Annotated in this window: 19 protein-coding genes; 13 read left to right on the top strand and 6 right to left on the bottom strand. The window is 64.3% G+C overall.

Annotated features, from left to right (window positions below):
- Positions 1-67: 67 nt before the first annotated feature.
- From Q7T45_RS10670 to Q7T45_RS10640, 7 genes are all read left to right on the top strand, one after another.
- The gene (locus Q7T45_RS10670; RefSeq protein WP_304870500.1) at positions 68-814 is read left to right on the top strand and encodes an RNA-binding protein; all 747 of its coding nucleotides are present in this window, start codon (positions 68-70) and stop codon (positions 812-814) included.
- Between the two features lie 9 nt (positions 815-823).
- Positions 824-3433, top strand: a complete 2610-nt coding sequence (gene infB / locus Q7T45_RS10665) for a translation initiation factor IF-2 (RefSeq protein ID WP_304870499.1) — start codon at positions 824-826, stop codon at positions 3431-3433.
- A gap of 176 nt (positions 3434-3609) precedes the next feature.
- The gene (gene rbfA, locus Q7T45_RS10660; protein ID WP_304870497.1) at positions 3610-4026 is read left to right on the top strand and encodes a 30S ribosome-binding factor RbfA; all 417 of its coding nucleotides are present in this window, start codon (positions 3610-3612) and stop codon (positions 4024-4026) included.
- Positions 4023-5138: a tRNA pseudouridine(55) synthase TruB gene (gene truB, locus Q7T45_RS10655; protein WP_304870495.1), complete on the top strand. Its 1116-nt coding sequence runs from the start codon at positions 4023-4025 to the stop codon at positions 5136-5138. The genes rbfA and truB overlap by 4 nt, the downstream gene beginning before the upstream one ends.
- A 2-nt stretch (positions 5139-5140) precedes the next feature.
- On the top strand, positions 5141-5410 hold the full coding sequence (gene rpsO / locus Q7T45_RS10650) for a 30S ribosomal protein S15 (RefSeq protein ID WP_291864026.1): 270 nt from the start codon (positions 5141-5143) through the stop codon (positions 5408-5410).
- Positions 5411-5694: 284 nt separating this feature from the next.
- Positions 5695-7848 carry a polyribonucleotide nucleotidyltransferase gene (pnp, locus tag Q7T45_RS10645; RefSeq protein ID WP_304870489.1) on the top strand — a complete coding sequence of 718 codons (2154 nt, stop codon included), beginning with the start codon at positions 5695-5697 and terminating at the stop codon, positions 7846-7848.
- 312 nt (positions 7849-8160) lie between these two features.
- On the top strand, positions 8161-8913 hold the full coding sequence (locus Q7T45_RS10640; RefSeq protein WP_304870488.1) for a superoxide dismutase: 753 nt from the start codon (positions 8161-8163) through the stop codon (positions 8911-8913).
- Positions 8914-9132: 219 nt separating this feature from the next.
- Here Q7T45_RS10640 and Q7T45_RS10635 read toward each other — a convergent pair whose 3' ends face one another.
- Positions 9133-10071, bottom strand: a complete 939-nt coding sequence (locus Q7T45_RS10635; RefSeq protein WP_304870486.1) for a LysR substrate-binding domain-containing protein — start codon at positions 10069-10071, stop codon at positions 9133-9135.
- A gap of 329 nt (positions 10072-10400) precedes the next feature.
- Here Q7T45_RS10635 and katG point away from each other — a divergent pair, with 329 nt between their 5' ends.
- From katG to Q7T45_RS10620, 3 genes are all read left to right on the top strand, one after another.
- Positions 10401-12554 carry a catalase/peroxidase HPI gene (katG, locus tag Q7T45_RS10630; RefSeq protein ID WP_304870484.1) on the top strand — a complete coding sequence of 718 codons (2154 nt, stop codon included), beginning with the start codon at positions 10401-10403 and terminating at the stop codon, positions 12552-12554.
- A 121-nt stretch (positions 12555-12675) separates the two neighbouring features.
- Positions 12676-13140: a GNAT family N-acetyltransferase gene (locus tag Q7T45_RS10625; protein ID WP_304870482.1), complete on the top strand. Its 465-nt coding sequence runs from the start codon at positions 12676-12678 to the stop codon at positions 13138-13140.
- Positions 13137-13733 carry a glutathione S-transferase family protein gene (locus tag Q7T45_RS10620; RefSeq protein ID WP_304870480.1) on the top strand — a complete coding sequence of 199 codons (597 nt, stop codon included), beginning with the start codon at positions 13137-13139 and terminating at the stop codon, positions 13731-13733. Before Q7T45_RS10625 ends, Q7T45_RS10620 begins: the two co-directional genes overlap by 4 nt.
- Before the next feature lie 141 nt (positions 13734-13874).
- On the opposite strand, the gene fabI is transcribed toward Q7T45_RS10620, so the two are convergent.
- The 3 genes from fabI to fabA form a co-directional block, all read right to left on the bottom strand.
- Entirely contained in the window at positions 13875-14678 is an 804-nt protein-coding gene (fabI, locus tag Q7T45_RS10615) for an enoyl-ACP reductase FabI (protein ID WP_304870477.1), read from the bottom strand.
- A 140-nt stretch (positions 14679-14818) separates the two neighbouring features.
- Positions 14819-16042 (bottom strand): beta-ketoacyl-ACP synthase I, encoded by a 1224-nt coding sequence (gene fabB / locus Q7T45_RS10610; RefSeq protein ID WP_304870475.1) that lies wholly within the window; start codon positions 16040-16042, stop codon positions 14819-14821.
- Between the two features lie 75 nt (positions 16043-16117).
- Positions 16118-16648 carry a 3-hydroxyacyl-[acyl-carrier-protein] dehydratase FabA gene (gene fabA, locus Q7T45_RS10605; protein ID WP_304870473.1) on the bottom strand — a complete coding sequence of 177 codons (531 nt, stop codon included), beginning with the start codon at positions 16646-16648 and terminating at the stop codon, positions 16118-16120.
- Between the two features lie 364 nt (positions 16649-17012).
- Here fabA and irrA point away from each other — a divergent pair, with 364 nt between their 5' ends.
- Positions 17013-17504: an iron response transcriptional regulator IrrA gene (irrA, locus tag Q7T45_RS10600; RefSeq protein ID WP_370691254.1), complete on the top strand. Its 492-nt coding sequence runs from the start codon at positions 17013-17015 to the stop codon at positions 17502-17504.
- 183 nt (positions 17505-17687) lie between these two features.
- Here the strand turns inward: irrA and Q7T45_RS10595 are convergent, their stop codons facing one another.
- Positions 17688-18215, bottom strand: a complete 528-nt coding sequence (locus tag Q7T45_RS10595; protein WP_304870470.1) for an SH3 domain-containing protein — start codon at positions 18213-18215, stop codon at positions 17688-17690.
- 472 nt (positions 18216-18687) lie between these two features.
- On the opposite strand from Q7T45_RS10595, the gene Q7T45_RS10590 reads away from it, so the two are divergent.
- Positions 18688-19689 (top strand): D-glycerate dehydrogenase, encoded by a 1002-nt coding sequence (locus tag Q7T45_RS10590; protein ID WP_304870468.1) that lies wholly within the window; start codon positions 18688-18690, stop codon positions 19687-19689.
- Between the two features lie 27 nt (positions 19690-19716).
- Here the strand turns inward: Q7T45_RS10590 and Q7T45_RS10585 are convergent, their stop codons facing one another.
- A complete protein-coding gene (locus Q7T45_RS10585) occupies positions 19717-20526 on the bottom strand; it encodes a molybdopterin-synthase adenylyltransferase MoeB (protein WP_304870466.1) in 810 nt (269 codons plus the stop codon).
- A gap of 249 nt (positions 20527-20775) precedes the next feature.
- On the opposite strand from Q7T45_RS10585, the gene Q7T45_RS10580 reads away from it, so the two are divergent.
- Positions 20776-22128 carry a serine protease gene (locus Q7T45_RS10580; protein ID WP_304870464.1) on the top strand — a complete coding sequence of 451 codons (1353 nt, stop codon included), beginning with the start codon at positions 20776-20778 and terminating at the stop codon, positions 22126-22128.
- Positions 22129-22214: the final 86 nt, after the last annotated feature.

The raw sequence follows: 22214 nt of genomic DNA, 5'->3' as shown, positions 1-22214 counted from the left end.
TTCCGCGAAAATGGCTACCGGTTCTGCGCGACCGTAACGCGCAGATGACAGGAGAGATGTCGCACGCATGCTTGCACTCGCCGACCCCGATCTCGACAACGGACCGCGGACCAACAGGTCCGCGACGATGCGGATGTGCGCGGTCACGCGAGTGGTGCGGCCGATCGACGAACTGATCCGGTTTGTCGTCGCGCCCACGGGCGAGGTGATCCCGGACCTGAAGCGCAAGCTTCCCGGCCGGGGCCTGTGGGTTTCGGCCTCAAGGCAGGCGGTTGCGGAAGCGGTCCGGCGTAACCAGTTCAGCAAGGGTTTCAAGCGCGAGGTCCGTGCCGCGGCCACGCTGGCGGCGGATACCGAGGCCCTGCTGGCGCGCAGCGTCAGCGAGGCGCTGGCAATGGCCGCCAAGGCCGGCCAGGTGGTGTCCGGCTTCAGCAAGGTCGAGGACGCCCTCAAGGCAGGCGAGGCAGCCGCCCTGATCCACGCCTCGGACGGCGCCGCGGACGGAATCCGCAAATTGGACGCCATCGTCAGGCAAAACGCCGGAATTGGCGATGAATCGCCCGAATTCCCGGTCGTCACGGCGCTGACCTCCGAACAATTGGATTTGGCACTAGGGCGGTCAAATGTGATACATGCTGCCGTGCTCGCGGGCCCGGCGAGCAAAACGTTCCTGTCGCGCAGCCAACTCCTGGTCCGATACCGGATGGCGGATGACGACAAGACCGCCGGTGCCAAGAACTCGCCTAACAAGAATTTGTCGAACAAGAATTCGCCTGAACAGACTGTGCGGACACGCACAACAGAACAAGATTAGGACTGCTGAATGGTTGATACGAAATCGCCTGGCGACAAGACACTGAGTGTTCCGACCAAGACCTTGACGCTGAAGCCGCGCGTCGAGACGGGCACCGTGCGCCAGAGCTTCAGCCACGGCCGGACCAAGCAGGTCGTGGTCGAGAAGCGTGGCAAGCGCCGCGCCGGTGGCGAAGGGCCAGCCGAAGCGCCGCACGCGCCGGAGCCGGTCGTTGCCAAGGCAGCACCGCCCAGGCCGGCTGCGCCGCTCGCCCGTCCCGCCGCCCCGCCGGCTCCGCCGCGACGCAATTCAGGCGTCGTGCTGCAGACGCTGACCGACGATGAACGCACCGCCCGCGCCAGCGCACTCGCCGACGCCAGGGTCCGCGACATCGAGGAACGCCGGCTGGCCGAAGAGGAAGCCCGGCGCCGCAACTCCAAGGAAGGCATCGAGCAAGCCGAGCGCGAGGCCGCCGAGGCCCGCCGCAAGGCCGAGGAAGAACGCCACCGCCAGGACGAGGAAGCCAAGCGCAAGGCCGAACTCGAAGCCAAGAAGCGTTTTGGCGAAGCCGAGGCCAAGACCGCCGCCGCCGCCAAGGCTGCCGCTGCGCCCGCCGCGCGCGCTCCAGGCGTTGCCGCCGAAGCCACCGACGAGGATGAAGGTCCGCGCCAGATCCGTCGCGGTCCGGGCGGCGCCGTTCGCCCCGCCGTGCCGCCGAAGACCACCGCCAAGCCGGCGCCGCAGAAGCAGCGCGGCCGCCTGACGCTGGTCACCGCGCTCACCGCCGACGACGTGCGCGAGCGTTCGATCGCCTCGTTCCGCCGCCGCACCCAGCGCCTCAAGGGACACCAGTCCAACGAGCCGAAGGAAAAGCTGATTCGCGAAGTGGTGATCCCGGAAGCCATCAACATCCAGGAACTCGCCAACCGCATGTCGGAGCGCGCGGTCGACGTCATCCGCCTGCTGATGAAGCAGGGCGCGATGCACAAGATCACCGACGTGATCGATGCCGACACCGCACAGCTGATCGCTGAGGAACTCGGCCACACCGTCAAGCGCGTCGCCGCCTCGGACGTCGAGGAAGGCCTGTTCGACGTCGTCGACGATTCCTCCGATACCGAGCCGCGTTCGCCCGTCGTCACCGTGATGGGCCACGTCGACCACGGCAAGACCTCGCTGCTCGACGCGCTTCGCCACGCCAACGTGGTCTCGGGTGAAGCCGGCGGCATCACCCAGCATATCGGCGCCTATCAGGTGACCTCGCCGGAGAGCGGCAAGAAGATCACCTTCATCGACACCCCGGGCCACGCCGCGTTCACCGCGATGCGGGCGCGCGGCGCCAAGGTCACCGACATCGTGATCCTGGTGGTCGCGGCCGACGACGGCGTCATGCCGCAGACCATCGAGGCGATCAATCACGCCAAGGCGGCCAAGGTTCCGATGATCATCGCGATCAACAAGATCGACAAGCCCGACGCCAAGCCGGAGCGCGTCCGCACCGAGCTGCTGCAGTACGAAGTGCAGGTCGAATCGATGGGTGGCGACGTGGTCGACGTCGAGGTTTCCGCCAAGAACAAGACCAACCTCGACAAGCTCCTGGAAATGGTGGCGCTGCAGGCCGACCTGCTCGACCTCAAGACCAACGTCTCGCGTCCCGCCGAGGGCACCGTGATCGAAGCCAAGCTGGATCGCGGCCGTGGTCCGGTCGCGACCGTGCTGGTGCAGCGCGGCACCTTGCGCGTGGGCGACATCATCGTCGCCGGCGCCGAAATGGGCCGTGTCCGTGCACTGATCAACGATCAGGGCGTCACCATCGACGAGGCCGGTCCGTCCGTCCCGGTCGAGGTACTCGGCTTCAACGGCCCGCCGGAAGCCGGCGACCGGCTTGCCGTGGTCGAGAACGAAGCCCGCGCCCGCCAGGTCACGAGCTACCGCGCCCATCAGAAGCGCGAGAACGCGGCTGCCTCGATTTCCGGCATGCGCGGTTCGCTCGAGCAGATGATGTCGCAACTCAAGACCACGGGCCGCAAGGACTTCCCGCTGATCATCAAGGCCGACGTGCAGGGCTCGCTGGAGGCGATTCTGGGCTCGCTCGACAAGCTCGGCACCGAAGAAGTCATGGCGCGCATCCTGCACGCAGGTGTCGGCGGCATTTCGGAATCCGACGTCACGCTGGCGGAAGGTTTCAATGCCGCCATCATCGGCTTCAACGTCCGCGCCCACAAGGAAGCGGCCGCTGCGGCCAAGCGCAACGGCATCGAGATCCGCTACTACAACATCATCTACGACCTCGTCGATGACGTGAAGAAGGCGATGTCCGGCCTGCTGGCGCCGACGCTGCGCGAAACCATGCTGGGCAATGCCCTGATCCTGGAAGTGTTCAACATCTCCAAGGTCGGCAAGGTCGCGGGTTGCCGCGTCACCGACGGCACCGTGGAACGCGGCGCCAATGTCCGCCTGATCCGCGACAATGTCGTCGTGCATGAAGGCAAGCTGTCGACGCTGAAGCGTTTCAAGGACGAAGTGAAGGAAGTGCAGTCCGGCCAGGAATGCGGCATGGCGTTCGAGAATTACGGCGACATGCGGGCCGGCGACGTCATCGAATGTTATCGCGTGGAGACCATCCAGCGCAGCCTGTAAGTCTGAACCTTACGGCTTCGTCAGAAGGATATTGAACTAGTTCGACGTCATGCCCGGCCAGAAGCGCGAAACGCGCCGATGTGCCGGGCACCCACGTCTCAGGAATTCAACCGCAAGAAGAATGCGAATGGCCGGGGACAATCCCGGCCATGACGATTTGTTTTCGAGAGACCGCCATGCCCAGTCACCACAAGAAGGACTCCGCCCCCGGCGGCTCGCAGCGTCAGTTGCGCGTCGGCGAGGTGGTGCGCCACGCCGTCGCCGATATCCTGTCGCAGGGTAGCGTGCACGACCCGGACCTCGAGGGTCACATCATCACCGTGCCCGAGGTGCGGATGTCACCGGACCTCAAGCTCGCGACGGTTTACGTGATGCCGCTCGGCGGCCGCGACATCGACAAGGTGATCGCGGCACTGGAGCGCAACAAGAAGTTCCTGCGCGGCGAGATCGCGCACCGCGTTAACCTGAAATTCGCGCCTGATGTCCGCTTCCGCGTCGACGAACGATTCGAGGAAGCGGAACGAATAGAGAAATTACTGCGAACACCTGCGGTGCAAAGAGACCTCGCACCCGATTCGGACGACAAGGAATGATCGTGACCACCGCCAACAGCGTGATCGAGCCGGATATCGGCGATTCGGAAGCGCCCGAAAAAAATATTTCTTTGGACGCGAATCGCGACCCGAATTCGATTCGCGACGAGAACCGGCCGCGCTCCGGCAAGCAGCCGCGCCCGAACAACCAGATGCGGCGCGACAAGCGCGACGTCCATGGCTGGGTGATCCTCGACAAGCCGATCGGCATGACCTCGACCCAGGCGGTCGCGGTGGTGAAGCGGCTGTTCACGGCCAAGCGCGCCGGCCACGCCGGCACGCTCGATCCGCTGGCCTCCGGCGGCCTGCCGATCGCGCTCGGGGAAGCCACCAAGACGGTTCCGTTCGTGATGGACGGCCGCAAGCGCTATCGCTTTACGGTGGCCTGGGGCGAGGAACGCGACACCGACGATACCGAGGGCCGGGCGACTCAAACCAGCGATCTCAGGCCTTCCGCCGAAGAGATAAGGGCGCTGCTGCCGCGGTTTACCGGCGTGATCGAGCAGATCCCTCCGCAGTATTCCGCGATCAAGGTCCAGGGCGAGCGAGCCTATGATCTGGCGCGCGACGGCGAAACCGTCGACCTGAAGCCGCGCCCGGTCGAGATTCACCATTTATCCCTTGTAGAACAATTGGATAGCAGCCATTCGGTGTTCGAGGCCGAGTGCGGCAAGGGAACCTATGTGCGGGCGCTGGCCCGCGATATCGGCCGTCTTCTGGGCTGTTTCGGCCATATCTGCGCGCTGCGCCGGACCCTGGTCGGGCCGTTCGGCGAGAAGGACATGATTCTGCTGGAACAGTTGGAAGCTTTGTGCGATAGAGCCGCGTCTGGCGAGGGTAGCCTCGCCGACGCGCTTTTGCCCGTTGAGACCGCGCTGGACGACATCCCGGCACTGGCCGTCACACGGGCTGATGCGGCAAGGCTCCATCGGGGCCAGGCCGTTTTGTTGCGCGGACGGGATGCGCCCAATAGTAGCGGCACAGTCTATGTCACGGTGGCAGGCCGGCTTTTGGCCCTCGCCGAAATTGGCAATGGCGAACTCATCCCCAAGCGCGTGTTTAACCTGACCGGACTGACCGCCAGTTCGGCTCGCAGCAATGAAAGAGTTTGACGATGTCGATTACCGCCGAACGCAAAGCGGAAGTCATCAAGACGAATGCCAACAAGGCCGGCGACACCGGCTCGCCCGAGGTTCAGGTTGCGATCCTGTCGGAACGCATCAATAACCTCACCGGGCATTTCAAATCCCACGTGAAGGACAATCATTCACGCCGGGGCCTTTTGAAGATGGTCGCCACGCGCCGTTCCCTGCTCGATTACATCAAGCGCAAGGACGAGTCGCGTTACAAGGCGCTGCTCGAAAAGCACAACATTCGTCGTTGAGTGTTCACGCGCGCAATCTTGCGCGCGTTTTTCGCATGGTCTTCTGGAACCCAGACTCCGATTTTCGGAGACGATCATGCTCAAACACGTCCAGCAGCAATCCGGCCGCTGGGCGGGGCAAGATGCCCGTACTACCGAAGGGATGGACGCCATCCGAAGTATAAAGACCATGGCAGGATCGCCGGACGCTGATCTCGTATCGTGATCAGCGTCTCGCAATCTTGCGCATGGTCTTTGTGTTTCTGGGCTGACGTTCTTTCGTAAACCCAAGAAAGAAGACCTACATGTTCAATATTCATTCAGTCGAAATCGACTGGGGTGGCCGTCCCCTCAGGCTTGAAACCGGCAAGATCGCCCGTCAGGCCGATGGCGCCGTGCTCGCCACCTACGGCGAGACCGTGGTGCTTGCCACCGTGGTGGCCGCCAAGAACGCCCGCGATGGCGTCGACTTCCTGCCGCTGACCGTCGACTACATCGAGAAGACCTATGCTGCGGGGCGCATTCCCGGCGGCTACTTCAAGCGCGAGGGCCGGCCGACCGAGAAGGAAACGCTGGTCTCCCGCCTGATCGACCGTCCGATCCGCCCGCTGTTCGTCGATGGCTGGCGCAACGAGACCCAGGTCATCGTCACCGTGCTGTCGCATGACATGGAGAACGATCCCGACATTCTGGCGCTGGTTGCCGCTTCCGCAGCGCTGACCATTTCCGGTGCCCCCTTCAAGGGACCGATCGGCGCCGCCCGCGTCGGCTTCATCAATGACGAATACGTGCTGAACCCGACGCTCGACGAGATGGTCGAAACCCAGCTCGACCTCGTCGTCGCCGGCACCGCCGACGCCGTTCTGATGGTGGAATCGGAAGCCAAGGAACTCAACGAAGACATCATGCTCGGTGCCGTGATGTTCGGACACCGGCATTTCCAGCCGGTGGTCAACGCCATCATCGAGCTCGCCGAGAAGGCCGCCAAGGAACCGCGCGACGTCAAGGTCGTCGACGAAAGCGTGCTGGAAAAAGAGATTCTGGGCATGATCGAGACCGAGCTGCGCGCCGCCTACGCCATTCCGATCAAGCAGGACCGTTACGCGGCGGTCGGCAAGGCCAAGGAAAAGGTGATGGCGCACTATTTCCCGGAAGGCCAGGAGCCGAAATACGACAAGCTCCGCATCGCCGGCGTGTTCAAGGAACTGGAAGCCAAGATCGTTCGCTGGAACATCCTCGACACCGGCAAGCGCATCGACGGCCGCGACTCCAAGACCGTGCGCCAGATCATCGCCGAAGTCGGCGTGCTGCCGCGCGCCCACGGTTCGGCGCTGTTCACCCGCGGTGAAACCCAGGCGATGGTGGTGACCACGCTCGGCACCGGTGAGGACGAGCAGTACATCGACTCGCTGTCGGGCACCTACAAGGAGCAGTTCCTGCTCCACTACAACTTTCCTCCCTACTCGGTCGGTGAGACCGGACGCATGGGCGGCACCAAGCGGCGTGAAATCGGCCACGGCAAGCTGGCCTGGCGCGCGATCCACCCGGTTCTGCCGCCGCACCACGAATTCCCCTACACGGTGCGCGTCGTCTCCGAGATCACCGAGTCGAACGGATCGTCCTCGATGGCTTCGGTCTGCGGCGCTTCACTGGCGCTGATGGACGCGGGCGTTCCCCTGAAGCGGCCGACGGCGGGTATCGCCATGGGCCTCATCCTGGAAGGCTCGCGCTTCGCGGTGCTGTCCGACATCCTCGGTGACGAGGATCATCTCGGCGACATGGACTTCAAGGTCGCCGGCACCGACGTCGGCATCACCTCGCTGCAGATGGACATTAAGATCGCCGGCATTACCGAGGAGATCATGAAGGTCGCGCTCGGCCAGGCCAAGGAAGGGCGTATCCACATCCTCGGCGAAATGTCGAAGGCGTTGACCAACGCCCGTGCCGAGCTCGGCGAATATGCGCCGCGCATCGAGACCTTCAAGATCCCGACCGACAAGATCCGTGAAGTGATCGGCACCGGCGGCAAGGTGATCCGCGAGATCGTCGAAAAGACCGGCGCCAAGGTCAACATCGACGACGACGGCACCGTCAAGGTCGCCTCCGCCGACGGCGAATCGATCAAGGCGGCGATCAAGTGGATCAAGTCGATCGCCTCCGATCCGGAGCTCGGCCAGATCTATGACGGCACCGTGGTCAAGGTGATGGAGTTCGGCGCCTTCGTGAACTTCTTCGGCGCCAAGGACGGCCTCGTCCACATCAGCCAGCTCGCGGCCAGCCGCGTGCAGAAGACCTCCGACGTCGTCAAGGAAGGCGACAAGGTCAAGGTCAAGCTGCTCGGCTTCGACGATCGCGGCAAGACGCGTCTGTCGATGAAGGCGGTCGACCAGGTCACCGGCGAGGATCTCGAGGCCGGCCAGAAGGCCGAGGCTCCGGCCCGCGAAGCCGCCGGCGAGTAATCTCGCAATCGAACGTGACAACGAAGGGCGGCTTTTCAGCCGCCCTTTTTGTTGGCTTCCAGGACTTGTTTGCTTCCATGACTTGTTTGCTTCCATGACGGCCGATCACGTTTCGATGATCGGCTGCGGGATTCCGCCGCAGCATCAGCCGAAACCGTCGGCCCGCCCGGCACGTAGTTGATGCTCGCGCGTTTCTCCCGGCCACAGACGGCCGGTCGTCTGAAATCGATTTTTGCGTCATCCACCGACCTCGTTCATTACCATGTTCCGAATCGAGCACCCCGTGCTCGCACCAGCCCAGGGAGACCTCTCATGTCCGCCATATCACGTCGCCATCTCGTCACGATGGCCGCAGGCATCGCCGCAGCCGCCATCGCGCCACGCGCTGTGTTCGCCCAGGCACCCGCCGCGGCCCCCGCTGCCGCGCCCACAGCCGCCGGCCCGTTCGTGCTCCCGCCGCTGACCTATGCATTCAATGCGCTGGAACCCCACATCGACGCCAAGACGATGGAAATCCACCATGACCGGCATCATGCCGCCTATGTCGCGAACCTCAACAATGTCGCCAAGACCAATCCGCAGCTCGGCAGCAGCAAGATCACCGACGTGCTCGGCAACCTCAATGCCCTGAACGACGACATCAAATTCGCCGTTCGCAACAATCTCGGCGGCCACGCCAACCACACCATGTTCTGGGAGATCATGGCACCGAACGGCGGCAAGCCCGAGGGCGAGGTGCTGGCGGCGATCGACAAGGACCTCGGCGGCCTGGAGAAATTCCAGAACGACTTTAACGCCGCGGGCGGCCGCCAGTTCGGCTCGGGCTGGGTATTCGTGACCGTGACCAAGGAAGGCAAGCTCGCGATCGAGACCCGCCCGAACCAGGACAACCCGATCATGGACGGCAAGCGCGCCTTGATGGGCAACGACGTCTGGGAGCACGCCTATTATCTCAACTACCAGAACCGCCGCGCCGACTATCTCAAGGCGTGGTGGAACACGGTGAACTGGACCAAGATCGCCGAGCGCTATGCCGCCGCCAAGGCCGGCACGCTGGGGGTTTGAGTTCATCTTCGGTCGCTCGGCAGTGACGCTCTGTCCCCTCTCCCGCGCTTGCTTGCGGGGGAGGGTTAGGGAGGGGGCTCTCTCCTCCGCTGAGCACTCTACGTGCGACCATCGCGGTTTGATCTGTCAGGAATCCATCCGGTCCGTACCCGCTGAGGCACCCCCACCCCGGCCCTCCCCCGCAAGCTTGCGGGAGAGGGGGAGGAAAGCGCGGCCGGCTCAGCGGCGCACCGTTTCACGCTGCGCGTCCGGGGCACGAGTCTCTTCCACACTCTCCTTCACCACCTCGCCCAGTGCGGCAAAATCCGCCTTGCGCGGCGAGGTGCGGCGGAACACGAGGCCGATGCTGCGGCCGGGCTGCGGATTTTCCAGGCGCAGGAATTTCACGCGCGCGTCGCGCCGCTCGACATCGGCGGCGATCTGCGGAATCAGCGTGACGCCGTAGCCGCCCGCGACCATCTGCATCACGGTGTTCAGGCTGCTGGCGCCGAACACGGTGCCGGCGCCGCTGCGGACCCGCGTCGCGGTGGCGCAGAACGCCAGTGCCTGGTCGCGAAGGCAGTGGCCGTCCTCGAGCAGGATCAGCCGGCTCTGATCGATATCTGCAGCGGCCACCCGCGCAGTCTCCTTTCGCGGATCGCTCGCCGGCACCGCCAGCAGGAACAGATCCTCGAACAGGGCAATCGTATCGATGTCGGGCTCGGCCACCGGCAAAGCGAGCATCGCGGCATCGAGCGCGCCGCTCTTGATGTCCTCGATCAGTTGCCGGGTCTGGGTTTCGCGCAGCTCCAGCTGCAATTCCGGAAACCTGCTTTGCAGCAGGGGGAGGATCCGCGGCAGCAGATAGGGGGCCAACGACGGGATGACGCCGAGCGTCAGCCGGCCGGTCAGCGGGCCACTGCGATGCCTGGCAAAATCCACCAGGTCGCGCGAGGCGGTCAGCACGTCTTCTGCCCGACGTGCGATCTCGCGCCCGACATCGGTCAGCATCACGTCGCCCGGCCGCCGCTCCACTACCGCGACGCCGAGGGTCCGCTCGAGGTCGCGGATCTGCATCGACAATGCGGGCTGGGTCACGGAACAGGCCTCGGCGGCGCGGCCGAAATGGCCGTGCCTGGCGAGCGCCGAGAGATAACGCAGCTGTCGAAGCGTGATCATGCTGATAAGATAAACTGATCGAGAGCCCAAGACAATTCGACTGGACCTGATCTTAGATATCTTCCAAGGTGGGGGTGCAGCACATTTGACTGAAGGCACCGAGCACCCCGCGGGGCCGGCTCACGTGGTTGTTCCAGGTCAATGCCTCCGCGGTGTCCCCTTGGTCAAATGCATGCTTCGCCCTACCTGCCGGAAGGAACAACAGCCATGGCTGACCGCCCCCAATAATCACCGGCGCCGCCAGTCCGATGCAGGCAACCAGAACCCCATCACCGGTCGCTCCATGCGGAGCGACTCGACAAGATTTCAGAGCATGATCGGAGAGAAACATGGACGCAAAGACTGACGACAGCGCCGGCAAGTGCCCGTTCACCGGCGGCGGACGCAGGAACCGCGATTGGTGGCCCGAGCATCTCGATATCGGTGTGCTGCATTCGCGCCACCCTTCCGCCGATCCGATGAGCAAGGGCTTCGACTACGCCAAGGAATTTGAAAGCCTCGACCTCGACGCCGTGATCAAGGACCTGCATGCCCTGATGACGGAATCGCAGGAATGGTGGCCGGCCGATTTCGGTCACTACGGCGGATTGTTCGTCCGTTTGGCCTGGCACAGCGCCGGCACCTACCGCATCACCGACGGCCGTGGCGGCGCAGGCGCCGGCCAGCAGCGCTTCGCGCCGCTCAACTCCTGGCCTGACAACGCCAACCTGGACAAGGCGCGCCGCCTGTTGTGGCCGATCAAGCAGAAGTATGGCAGCAAGATCTCCTGGGCGGATCTGTTTGTTCTCGTCGGCAACGTCGCGCTGGAATCGATGGGCTTCAAGACCTTCGGCTTCGCCGGCGGCCGCGCCGATGTGTGGGAGCCTGAAGAACTGTACTGGGGTCCCGAAGGCACCTGGCTGGGCGACGAACGCTACAGCGGCGAACGCGAACTCGCCGAACCGCTCGGCGCGGTGCAGATGGGCCTGATCTACGTCAATCCGGAAGGCCCGAACGGCAATCCGGACCCGGTCAAGTCCGCGAAGGACATCCGCGAGACGTTCTTCCGCATGGCGATGAACGACGAAGAGACCGTGGCACTGATCGCCGGCGGCCACACCTTCGGCAAGACCCACGGCGCCGGCGACCCGTCGCTGATCGGTCCGGATCCGGAAGCCAGCGCCATCGAGGATCAGGGCCTTGGCTGGAAGAGCAAGCATGGCACCGGCATCGGCGCCGACGCCATCACGGGCGGCCCGGAAGTGACGTGGTCTCAGACCCCGACGAAGTGGAGCAATCACTTCTTCGAGAACCTGTTCAACTTCGAATGGGAACTGACCAAGAGCCCGGCCGGCGCACAACAGTGGAAGGCGAAGGGCGCCGAGGCCACGATTCCGGACGCTTTCAACCCGTCGAAGAAGCACGTTCCCACCATGCTGACCACGGACCTCGCGCTGCGCTTCGACCCGGCCTACGAGAAGATCTCGCGGCGCTTCCTCGAGAATCCGGATCAGTTCGCCGATGCGTTCGCGCGCGCCTGGTACAAGCTGACGCATCGCGACATGGGGCCGACCGTGCGCTACCGCGGCAAACTGGTGCCGAAGGAAACCCTGATCTGGCAGGATCCGATCCCCGCGGTCGATCATCCGCTGATCAACGACCAGGACGTCGCCGCGCTGAAGGCAAAGATCCTCGCCTCCGGCCTCACCGTGTCGCAGCTGGTCTCGACCGCATGGGCATCGGCCTCGACGTTCCGCGGCTCCGACAAGCGCGGCGGCGCCAACGGCGCGCGGATTCGCCTCGCGCCCCAGAAGGATTGGGAAGTCAACAATCCGCCGGAGCTGGCGAAGGTGCTCTCTAGCTATGAGGCGATCCAGAAGGGATTCGGCAAGAAAGTGTCGCTCGCCGACCTGATCGTGCTCGGCGGCAGCGCCGCGATCGAGAAGGCGGCGAAGGATGCCGGCCTGACCGTGGCGGTCCCGTTCACGCCCGGCCGCATGGACGCCTCGCAAGAGCAGACCGACGCCGCCTCCTTCGCTCCGCTTGAGCCCCGCGCAGACGGCTTCCGCAACTATATCAGCGGCAAGCGGCAATTCATGATGCCGGAAGAGGCGCTGGTCGACCGGGCGCAACTGATGACGCTGACGGCTCCCGAACTGACGGTGCTGGTCGGCGGCCTCCGCGTGCTCGGCGCCAATGCCGGCAATGCGAAGCACGGCGTCTTCACCGCGAAGCCGGGAACGTTGACGAACGACTTCTTCGTCAACCTGCTCGACATGGGCACCGAATGGCACCCGGTTGGCTCCGAATACGAGGGACGCGACCGCAAGACCAAGGCGGCGAAGTGGACCGGCACCCGCGTCGACCTGATCTTCGGGTCGCACTCGCAGCTGCGCGCCATCGCGGAAGTCTATGCCTGCGCCGACGCGAAGGAGAAGTTCGCGAAAGACTTTGTGGCGGCGTGGACCAAGGTGATGAATGCCGATCGCTTCGATCTGGCCTGATCGCGGCGCAAAGGCGGCGGAATAGCCGCCGCGCGTGATTGAAGTCGAAGAAGCCCTCGCGATAGTATCGCGGGGGCTTTTTCTTGACCTGCCCGAACTTGATTTGCCCGAAGGAGTTTGAATGCCGCCGCCCACCATCCGTCCCGCCGTGCCGCACGAATATGACGCGATCGCGCGGGTCTGGATGAACAGCTGGGCCTCGACCGGGATCGAGCAGGCCAGCAATTTCCTGCTGGCGAAGCTGCGTGCGCGGATTCCGCTTGAGGTCGAGAAGGGCTGGAGCCTGTTCGTCGCCGACGATGACGGGAAGCTTGCGGCCATGCTGGCGCTGCACCTGCCCAAGCTGTATCTCGACCAGCTGTTCGTCGCGCCGGAATATCAGGGCCAGAACCTCGGACGGCAATTGCTGGCATTCTCGCGCCTGCAGCTGCCCGAAGAGATCGAGCTGCGCTGCGTGCGCGAAAACGAAAAGGCGTGGCGCTGGTACGAGCGCGAGGGATTTGTCCATGAAAAGGAACAGGTCGAACCGATGACCGGGTTCGTCATGAAATTTTATCGATGGAAGAAGCAGGGAACACTCAAATGATGAAACTCTACTGGGCGCCGCGCTCGCGATCGTTCACCGCGCTCTGGCTGATGGAAGAAACCGGGCAGCCTTATGAGCGCGTGCTGACCGACATCACCACCGGCGCGCAAAAAACGCCGGAATATCTCGCAATCAATCCGATGGGCAAGGTTCCGGCGCTCGGGGACGGCGACGCCACGCTGGCCGACGCCGCCGCGATCTGCGCCTATGTCGCCGAGCGCTATCCCGAGGCCAGGCTGGCGCCACCGCTCGGCGATCCCACGCGCGCGAAATATCTTTACTGGCTGTTCTTCTCGCCCGGCTGCATCGAGCCCGCGATCGTGCAGCTCGCGACCAAGATCGAGATGAATCCGGTCGCCGCCGGCTGGGGCGAGGCGCAGCGCGTGTTCGACGTGCTCGATGCGGCGGTAAGCAAGGGCCCGTGGATTCTTGGGCAAACCTTCTCGGCCGCGGATATCGTCATCGGGTCGGGACTGAATTTCGCGGTGCGGATGTTCAAGATGGTGCCGCCGCGCCCGTCATTCGACGCCTATCTCGATCGCTGCGCCGCCCGCCCGGCATTCCAGCGCGCGGAGAAGATCGCGGCGGGGTAGGAACGAGGCGAGAATCGTAGGGTGGGCAAAGGCGCCCTTGCGCCGTGCTCACCATCTATCCCGATCGCGACCTGCAATGGTGGGCACGCTTCCACCTTCGCTCTTCGAGCTCGGCGGAAGCTTTGCCCACCCTACCCTCTATTACCCGAGGTTCTTCAGCTCTTCCGGCCGCGGCATCGAGATGATGTTGTAGCCGGAATCGACGTAGTGGATTTCGCCGGTGACGCCGCCCGACAGTTCCGACAGCAGATAGAGCGCCGAGCCGCCGAGTTCGTCCAGCGTCACGCCGCGGCCGAGCGGCGAATGCTTCTGCTGGAACGCAAACATCGCGCGCGCATCGCCGATACCCGATCCCGCCAGCGTTCGGATCGGTCCTGCCGAAATCGCGTTGATGCGAATGCCGCGCGAACCGAAATCGGCGGCGAGATAGCGCACGGAAGCTTCCAGCGCGGCCTTGGCGACGCCCATCACGTTATAGTTGGGCATCACACGCATGGAGCCGCCGAAGGTCAGCGTAATCATGCTGCCGCCGGATGTCGGCATCAGCTCGGCGGCGCGCTTGGCCAGTTCCGTGAAGGAGAAGCACGAAATCACCATGGTCCGGGAAAAATTTTCGCGCGAGGTGTCGGCGTAGCGGCCCTTCAACTCATTCTTGTCGGAAGCGCCGATGGCGTGGACCAGGAAGTCGAGATGACCCCATTTGGCGCGCAGCGTCTCGAACATGGAATCGACGCTGGCCAGGTCTTCGACGTCGCAGGGAATCACCGTGTCGACACCGAGCGACTGGGCCAAAGGCTTGACGCGTTTGCCCAGCGCGTCGCCCTGGTAAGTGAAGGCGAGTTCGGCGCCCTGCGCCGCCAGCGTCCTGGCAATGCCCCACGCAATCGAATGATCATTGGCGATGCCCATGATCAGCCCGCGCTTGCCCTTCAACAGGTCCTGCATTGTTTCGACACTTTCTCTTTCGTCATGCCCGGGCTTGTCCCGGCCATCCACGTCTTTCTGATCTCGCGTCAATTAAAACGTGGATGGCCGGGACAAGCCCGGCCATGACGTTGAATGAGGCGATCAGCTTGCGCGCAATCTCACGCATCCATCCGCTTGAACACCAGCGTGGCGTTGGTGCCGCCGAAACCGAAGGAATTCGACAGCACGGTGCCCAGCCTGGCATTGTCGATGCGCTTGCGCACGATCGGCATGTCGGCGAACACGGGGTCGAGCTCGGTGATGTTGGCGCTTTCGCAGATGAAGCCGTTCTGCATCATCAAGAGCGAATAGATCGCCTCCTGCACGCCGGTGGCGCCGAGCGAATGTCCTGTCAGCGCCTTGGTCGCCGAGATCGGCGGACACTTGTCGCCGACGCCGAACACCTTGCGGATCGCCTCGATTTCCGGCGGATCGCCGGCCGGCGTCGAGGTCGCGTGCGGATTGATGTAGTCGATCTTGGTGTCGACGGTGGCCATCGCCATTTTCATGCAGCGCTCGGCGCCCTCGCCGGAGGGGGCGACCATGTCGTAGCCGTCCGAAGTGGCGCCGTAGCCGACGATCTCGCCGTAGATTTTCGCGCCGCGCGCCTTGGCATGTTCGAGCTCTTCCAGCACCACCACGCCGGCGCCGCCGGCAATGACGAAGCCGTCGCGGCTGACGTCATAGGGGCGGGACGCGGTCGCGGGCGTGTCGTTGTATTTCGACGACATCGCGCCCATCGCGTCGAACAACACCGACAGCGACCAGTCGAGTTCCTCGCAGCCGCCCGCGAAGATCACGTCCTGTTTGCCGATCTGGATGGTCTCGTAGGCGTTGCCGATGCAATGGTTCGAGGTGGCACAGGCCGACGAGATCGAATAGTTGACGCCCTTGATCTTGAACCAGGTGGCGAGCGTCGCCGACGCGGTCGACGACATCGCCTTCGGCACCGCGAACGGCCCGACCCGCTTCGGCCCCTTGGTGCGGGTGATGTCGGCGGCTTCCACGATGGTGCGGGCCGACGGTCCGCCGGAGCCCATGATGATGCCGGTGCGGATGTTGGAAACTTCCGTGGGCTCGAGCCCGGAATCCTGGATCGCCTGCTCCATCGCGACGTGATTCCACGCCGCGCCCTCACCGAGGAAGCGCATCGCGCGCCGGTCGATGACGCCGGCCGGATCGAGCGTCGGCGCGCCCTGCACCTGGGAGCGGAAACCGAGCTCGGCATACTTGTCCGCGCGCGTGATTCCGGACTTCGCCTCGTGGAGGCTCGCCAGTACTTCCTGGGTGTTGTTTCCGATGGACGAGACGATGCCCATCCCCGTGATGACAACCCGCCTCATGATCGCCTCGCCCTGTCGTTGCGGTTTTGTGTGATGGCCGTCGTCAAACCGAATGCCGCCTCGGCCGGAACAGTGTCAGATGCCCGGCTGAGGTTCGGCGTCCTGCTTGAACAGCCCGACCTTCAGATCCTTCGCGCGATAGATAATATCACCGTCGGTGGAAAGCCACCCGTCGGCGATGCCCAGCACCAGCTTTGAGCGCATCACGCGTTTGATGTCGACATTGTACACAACCTTGCGGACGTTCGGCAGCACCTGTCCGGAAAACTTCAGCTCGCCGAGGCCCAGCGCCCGGCCGCGCCCGGCGCCGCCGGTCCAGCCCAGATAAAAGCCGACCATCTGCCAGAACGCATCGAGACCCAGACACCCCGGCATGACCGGATCGCCCTTGAAATGGCAGCCGAAAAACCAGAGATCCGGCTTCACCTCGAGTTCGGCGCGGATCAGGCCCTTGCCATACTCCCCGCCGGTCTCGGAAATTTCGCTTATACGGTCGAACATCAGCATCGGCGGCAGCGGCAATTGTGCGTTGCCCGGGCCGAACATCTCGCCGCGGCCGCACGCCAGCAGATCCTCGTATTCGTAACTGCCGCGTCGATCCAGCATGCTGCCGAGCCTCTTTCAAATCCTGATGGAGCGCTTTCGAGCGAAAGGGACCCGATTCGCGTAGGAAGCACCAATTATCGCTAGTTGGCGCAAATACCGCAGTTCAGGATGGTCCTGCGGCAACCGGCGCTCGCCTTTGCCGGATCGCAAAGCTAAGTCCGCGCGCTCTCTATCATAGGCCCTGCCGGTGGCAAAGCACCACCGCTGGGGAAATCGCCGCGTTCCGCTACCGGTTCCATTTACCTTAGGATCGTTCTAGTTACCATGGGGCCGTTCTAGTTGCGAAATACTTGCATCTAACGGATTTCCTTCTATATTCCGTCGCAATACTAGTGCGACAGCGAGTGCGGTGCCCGACGTGGAAATAAGCGTGGATACTTCGATTTTGAATGACGACGCCGCCCATCCTGCGACCCGCCCCGCGGGCCACCAGCCGGCGCTGACCGGCTGCCCCTGGCATGACGTCAATGAAATGCTGCAGGCGGCCGGGCTGCGTCCGACCCGTCAGCGCATGGCGCTGGGCTGGCTGCTGTTCGGAAAGGGCGCCCGCCATCTCACCGCGGAAATGCTCTACGAGGAAGCCACCCTCGCCAAGGTCCCGGTATCGCTCGCCACCGTCTACAACACCCTGAACCAGCTGACCGATGCCGGCCTGCTGCGCCAGGTCAGCGTCGACGGCACCAAGACCTATTTCGATACCAACGTCACGACGCATCACCACTTCTATCTCGAAAACAGCCACGAGCTGGTCGACATTCCCGACCCGCATCTGGTGTTGCAGAAGATGCCGGATGTGCCCGAAGGCTACGAAATCGCCCGGGTCGACATGGTCGTGCGGCTGCGCAAGAAGCGCTAGCCCGTCGTCCCTGCCTAGTGCGCAAATTGCGCACGGGGCGCAGGGACCCATAACCACCGCTGCTGATTGTTTGCAGAAGGCATCTAACCGATTGCCTTGACCGATGGGCCGCGGCTTATGGGTCCCGGCTCGGCGTTCGCTTCGCTCACTTGGCCGGGACGACGTGTTGAGGGGCTGCGCGGGTCAATCCACCTTCTCGTCGGCATAGACGCCCCACAGCCGCTGCTGCTCGATCCAGCCGTCAAAGCCGTTGCCGATGACGCGGCACCAGCCGTTCACGCATTTCTTCACCTGGGCCACGACGCCGGCCTGCAGGCGGGCGGCGACGGCTGAGGTCGGATCGGCGCGATCGTAGAGTGGCGCGAGTTCGTCCTTGGCCTTCATGGTGATGACGGCGGTGCGGCGGCCCGACAGCAGCGAGTGATAGACCCAGCCCTCGGCGCCCTCGGAATCGCGGACCCGGCGCCAGTTCTCGAATTCGGCGGTGATCTCAACCGGCAGGCTGGAGCGGGTGTAGACCCAGGCGACGTCATTGTCCTTGGTCGGACCGGCCCGGACGTTCACATGGTCGGATTTGAGGCTGACATAGCGCGGCAGCGGCAGGCCGCTGGTGGTCTGGCCGGATTCCTTGGCCGAAAACCCTGAAACGGCCGACGCACCCAGCATGCAGCCTGTGAGCACCACCAACCTGCAAAAACGCCTCAACGCCATCAACTCGTCTCCTGCCGAGAAACCCAACTCAAATTCTTCGAGCTGAAACACCGGGAATGCCGAACCCCTGTACCCCCGCCCGATCGCCCCCGCGATCCCGATCGCGCCCTCCGCGATCCCGTTGCGCCCCCGCAATCTTTCGTTCCCGGGCGACCTGCCGGGGTTCTTGCCTTGGGTTCTTGCCTTGGGCTCCTGTCCTGGGTTCTTGTCTTGGCCCGGCCTTCTGCTAGAGAGGACGGAACGCTCTGAACCAGGACGAGCCCGGAATTTCCCGTCGGAAAACCAGCGGGAAATATTGGGGAACCCAGGAAAACTACAAGAAACCTACAAGAAAACGATCAGCAAGCCGTAACCAAACACCGGGACCGCGCGGCCCGCCGCAGTGTCGAACAACCGGGTTAATGAGGCCTCAACGGCGGGGCCGTTTGACGATCTAAGGGGATGGCGAGCTACAGACTCGTGAGAGCAGGAAATGCCGGTCAAGAAAAAGCCTCTCGTTGTCGTCACGCGCAAGCTGCCGGACTCGATCGAGACCCGGATGCGCGAGCTGTTCGACGCCCGGCTCAATCTCGACGACACGCCGATGACGCCGGAACAGCTCGCCGAGGCGGTGCGGACCGCCGATGTGCTGGTGCCCACCGTCACCGATGAAATCACCGAAGCGCTCCTCAACGACCCCGAATGCAAGCTGCGGCTGATCGCGAATTTCGGCAACGGCGTCGACAATATCGACGTGACCGCGGCCCATGCGCGCGGCATCACCGTCACCAACACCCCGAAGGTCCTGACCGAAGACACCGCCGACATGACCATGGCGCTGATCCTGGCGGTGCCGCGGCGGCTGATCGAAGGCGCCTCCATCCTGACCGAGGGCAAGAACTGGCCGGGCTGGTCGCCGACCTGGATGCTCGGCCATCGCATCGGCGGCAAGCGCCTCGGCATCATCGGCATGGGCCGCATCGGCCAAGCCGTGGCGCGCCGCGCCCGCGCTTTCGGCCTGCAGATCCACTATCACAACCGCCGCCCGGTCGCGCCTGTCATCGCCGACGAGTTGGGCGCGACCTATTGGGAAAGCCTCGACCAGATGCTGGCGCGGATGGACATCATCTCGGTGAACTGTCCGCATACGCCTGCGACGTTTCACCTGCTGTCGGCGCGGCGGCTGAAGCTGATCCGCAAGGACGCCTATATCGTCAACACCGCGCGCGGCGAGGTGATCGACGAAGACACGCTGATCAAGCTGCTCGAAGCCGGCGAGATCGGCGGCGCCGGCCTCGACGTGTTCGAGAACGAGCCGGCGGTCAGCCCCAAACTGGTGCGGCTCGCCAGGGCCGGCAAGGTCGCCCTGCTGCCGCATATGGGTTCGGCCACCATCGAAGGCCGCGTCGAGATGGGCGAGAAGGTGATCATCAACATCCGGACCTTCCTCGACAACCACAAGCCGCCGGATCGCGTGCTGCCGAGCATGCTGTGAAACGGAAGCCCGGCTGCCTGCGGCGTCTCAGATCTCGTTCAGATATCCGCTGAGATCCGTGATCGCCGGCTTATCGCCGTTGAGCGGGTTTGACGGATCGCGCTTGTAGCGCAGGGTTTCGAACCGCATCGCGCGGGCGTCGATCATCAGCAGCCGGCCGACCAGCCCCTCGCCGAAACCGACAATCTCGCGGATCGCCTCCAGCGCCATCATCGATCCCAGCACCCCCGCCAGCGCGCCCAGCACCCCGGCCTCGGCGCAGGCCGGCACCGTCCCCGCCGGGGGCGGTTCGGGAAACAGGCAGCGATAGGTCGGGTTGAATTCGCCCTCGGCGTTGGTCTCATGGGCGCGGATCGTGGTCAGCGATCCGTCGAACATGCCGAGTGCGGCCGTGATCAGCGGCTTGCCGGCGAGGAAGCACGCATCCGACACCAGATAGCGGGTTTCGAAATTGTCGGAGCCGTCGAGCACCAGATCGTAACTGCCGATCAGCTCCATCGCATTGCCGGCCGTCAGCCGCGAGGCGTGCGCGGCGAAGCGGACGTGCGGGTTGAGCGCGTAGATTTGCCCGGCGGCGCTGTCGACCTTCTGGCGGCCGATGTCAGGCGTCGAATGAATGATCTGGCGCTGCAGATTGGACAACGACACCATGTCGTCGTCGACCGCACCGAGCGTGCCGACGCCGGCCGCGGCGAGATACATCAGCGCGGGCGCGCCGAGGCCGCCGGCGCCGATCACCAGCACCGCGGCTTCCTTCAGCGCGGCCTGGCCGGGACCGCCGACCTCGCGCAGCACGATGTGGCGGGCGTATCGTTCGAGTTCCTCGGCGCTCAGCATGGTCGGTTTTTGTCCTTCCTCATCGCCCACCAATACCTCATGGTGAGGAGCGCGTCTTCCCGGCAGCGCCCTTGCGCTGTCCGGCGCGCGTCTCGAACCATCTGGCACACTGCCTGCAGCCATCCTTCGAGACGCCGCGCGAAGCACGCGCGGCTCCTCAGGATGAGGGGTTGCTTGAACCTTCGCTCAGCTGTTGCCGACCAAGCAGATGTGCTTAATTGCACTGACTTTAATGGACCGGGACCTGTCATGAGATCGTTGCTGACGGCAACATTGATGTTCGCAGCGATGGGGGCTTCCGCCCAGGCCCAGCTGACGCCGCCGGCCACGGCCGGCGCCAATGCAAAGCCGGTCACCACCGTGCCGATCCGGCCCGCGCTGCAGACCCCGGCCGATACCGCCAAGGCGATGCCGCAGGCCGAACGCCTGGCGATCCAGTCGGATCTCGCCTGGGTCGGCCAGTACAATGGCGCGATCACGGGCGAAGTCAGCGAGCGCATGATCGCCGCCATCAAGGAATTCCAGAAGGGCCGCGGTGCCAAGCAGACCGGCGTGCTCAATCCGCAGGAGCGCGGCATCCTCGCCGAGACGGCGAAGCGCAAACAGGAAAACGTCGGCTGGAAGATCGTCACCGATATGGGCACCGGGGCGCGGCTGGGCATCCCGACCAAACTGGTGCCGCAGCAATCGACCGACGCCAATGGCAGCAAATGGACCTCCGCCACCGGCACCGTCCAGATCCAGCTGTCGCGGCGCAAGGAAGCCAATCCGAGCACTGCAAAACTCGCCGAGCAGGAAAAGAAGGAGCCTGGCGGGCGCAAGATCGACTACACGGTGGTCAAGCCGGACTTCTTCGTGCTGTCGGGCTTGCAGGGCCTGAAGAAATTCTATCTGCGCGGGACGTTCAAGGGCGACGAGGTCCGCATCCTCACCATCCTGTACGACCAGGCCGTCGAGAACACCGTCGAGCCGGTGGTGATCGCGATGTCGAGCGCCTTCAACCCGTTCCCGGCGGGCGCGCAGGCCGCCGGCCCGCCGCCGCGCAAGACCGTCGAATACGGCACCGGCATTGTCGTCAGCGGCGACGGCGCCATCCTGACCGACCGTCAGGTCACCGACAGCTGCCTCGCGATCGCGATCGCCGGCCATGGCAACGCCGACCGCGTCGCCGAGGACAAGGATCACGATCTCGCGCTGCTGCGCATCTACGGCGCGCGCGGACTGACGCCGCTGAATCTCGGCAATGGCGCAGCGAAATCCAGCGTCGAACTGACGGGGATCGCCGATCCGCAGAACCAGGCCGGCCGCGCCGCGGCGAGCAGCGTCAAGGCGTCGATCACGCCAGGCGGCAGTGGCAGCGAACTGTCGCCGGCGCCGGGGTTGGGTTTTTCCGGTGCCGCGGCGCTCGATACCGACGGCAAATTCGCAGGGATCGCGCTGTTGAAGCCGGTGCAGGTGGCGGGACCGGCCAATGCCGCAGCCGCGGCGCTGGTGCCGGCCGATACCGTGCGCGGCTTTCTCAAAGCCAATGGCGTCACTGCGGCGGGCGGATCGGCGGACGCCAAGGCGTCCGTGGTGCGCGTGATCTGCGTGCGGAAGTAGCGCCAACTCATCCTGAGAGCCGCGCCGGACAGCGCAAGGGCGCTGCCGGGAAGACACCCTCCTCGCCATGGGGAATACCGTGCCGC

The organism is Bradyrhizobium sp., from assembly GCF_030646015.1.
Classification (GTDB): domain Bacteria; phylum Pseudomonadota; class Alphaproteobacteria; order Rhizobiales; family Xanthobacteraceae; genus Bradyrhizobium.
The sequence above is the reverse complement of the archived record's forward strand: the minus strand, read 5'-3'. Positions and strand labels throughout refer to the sequence as shown.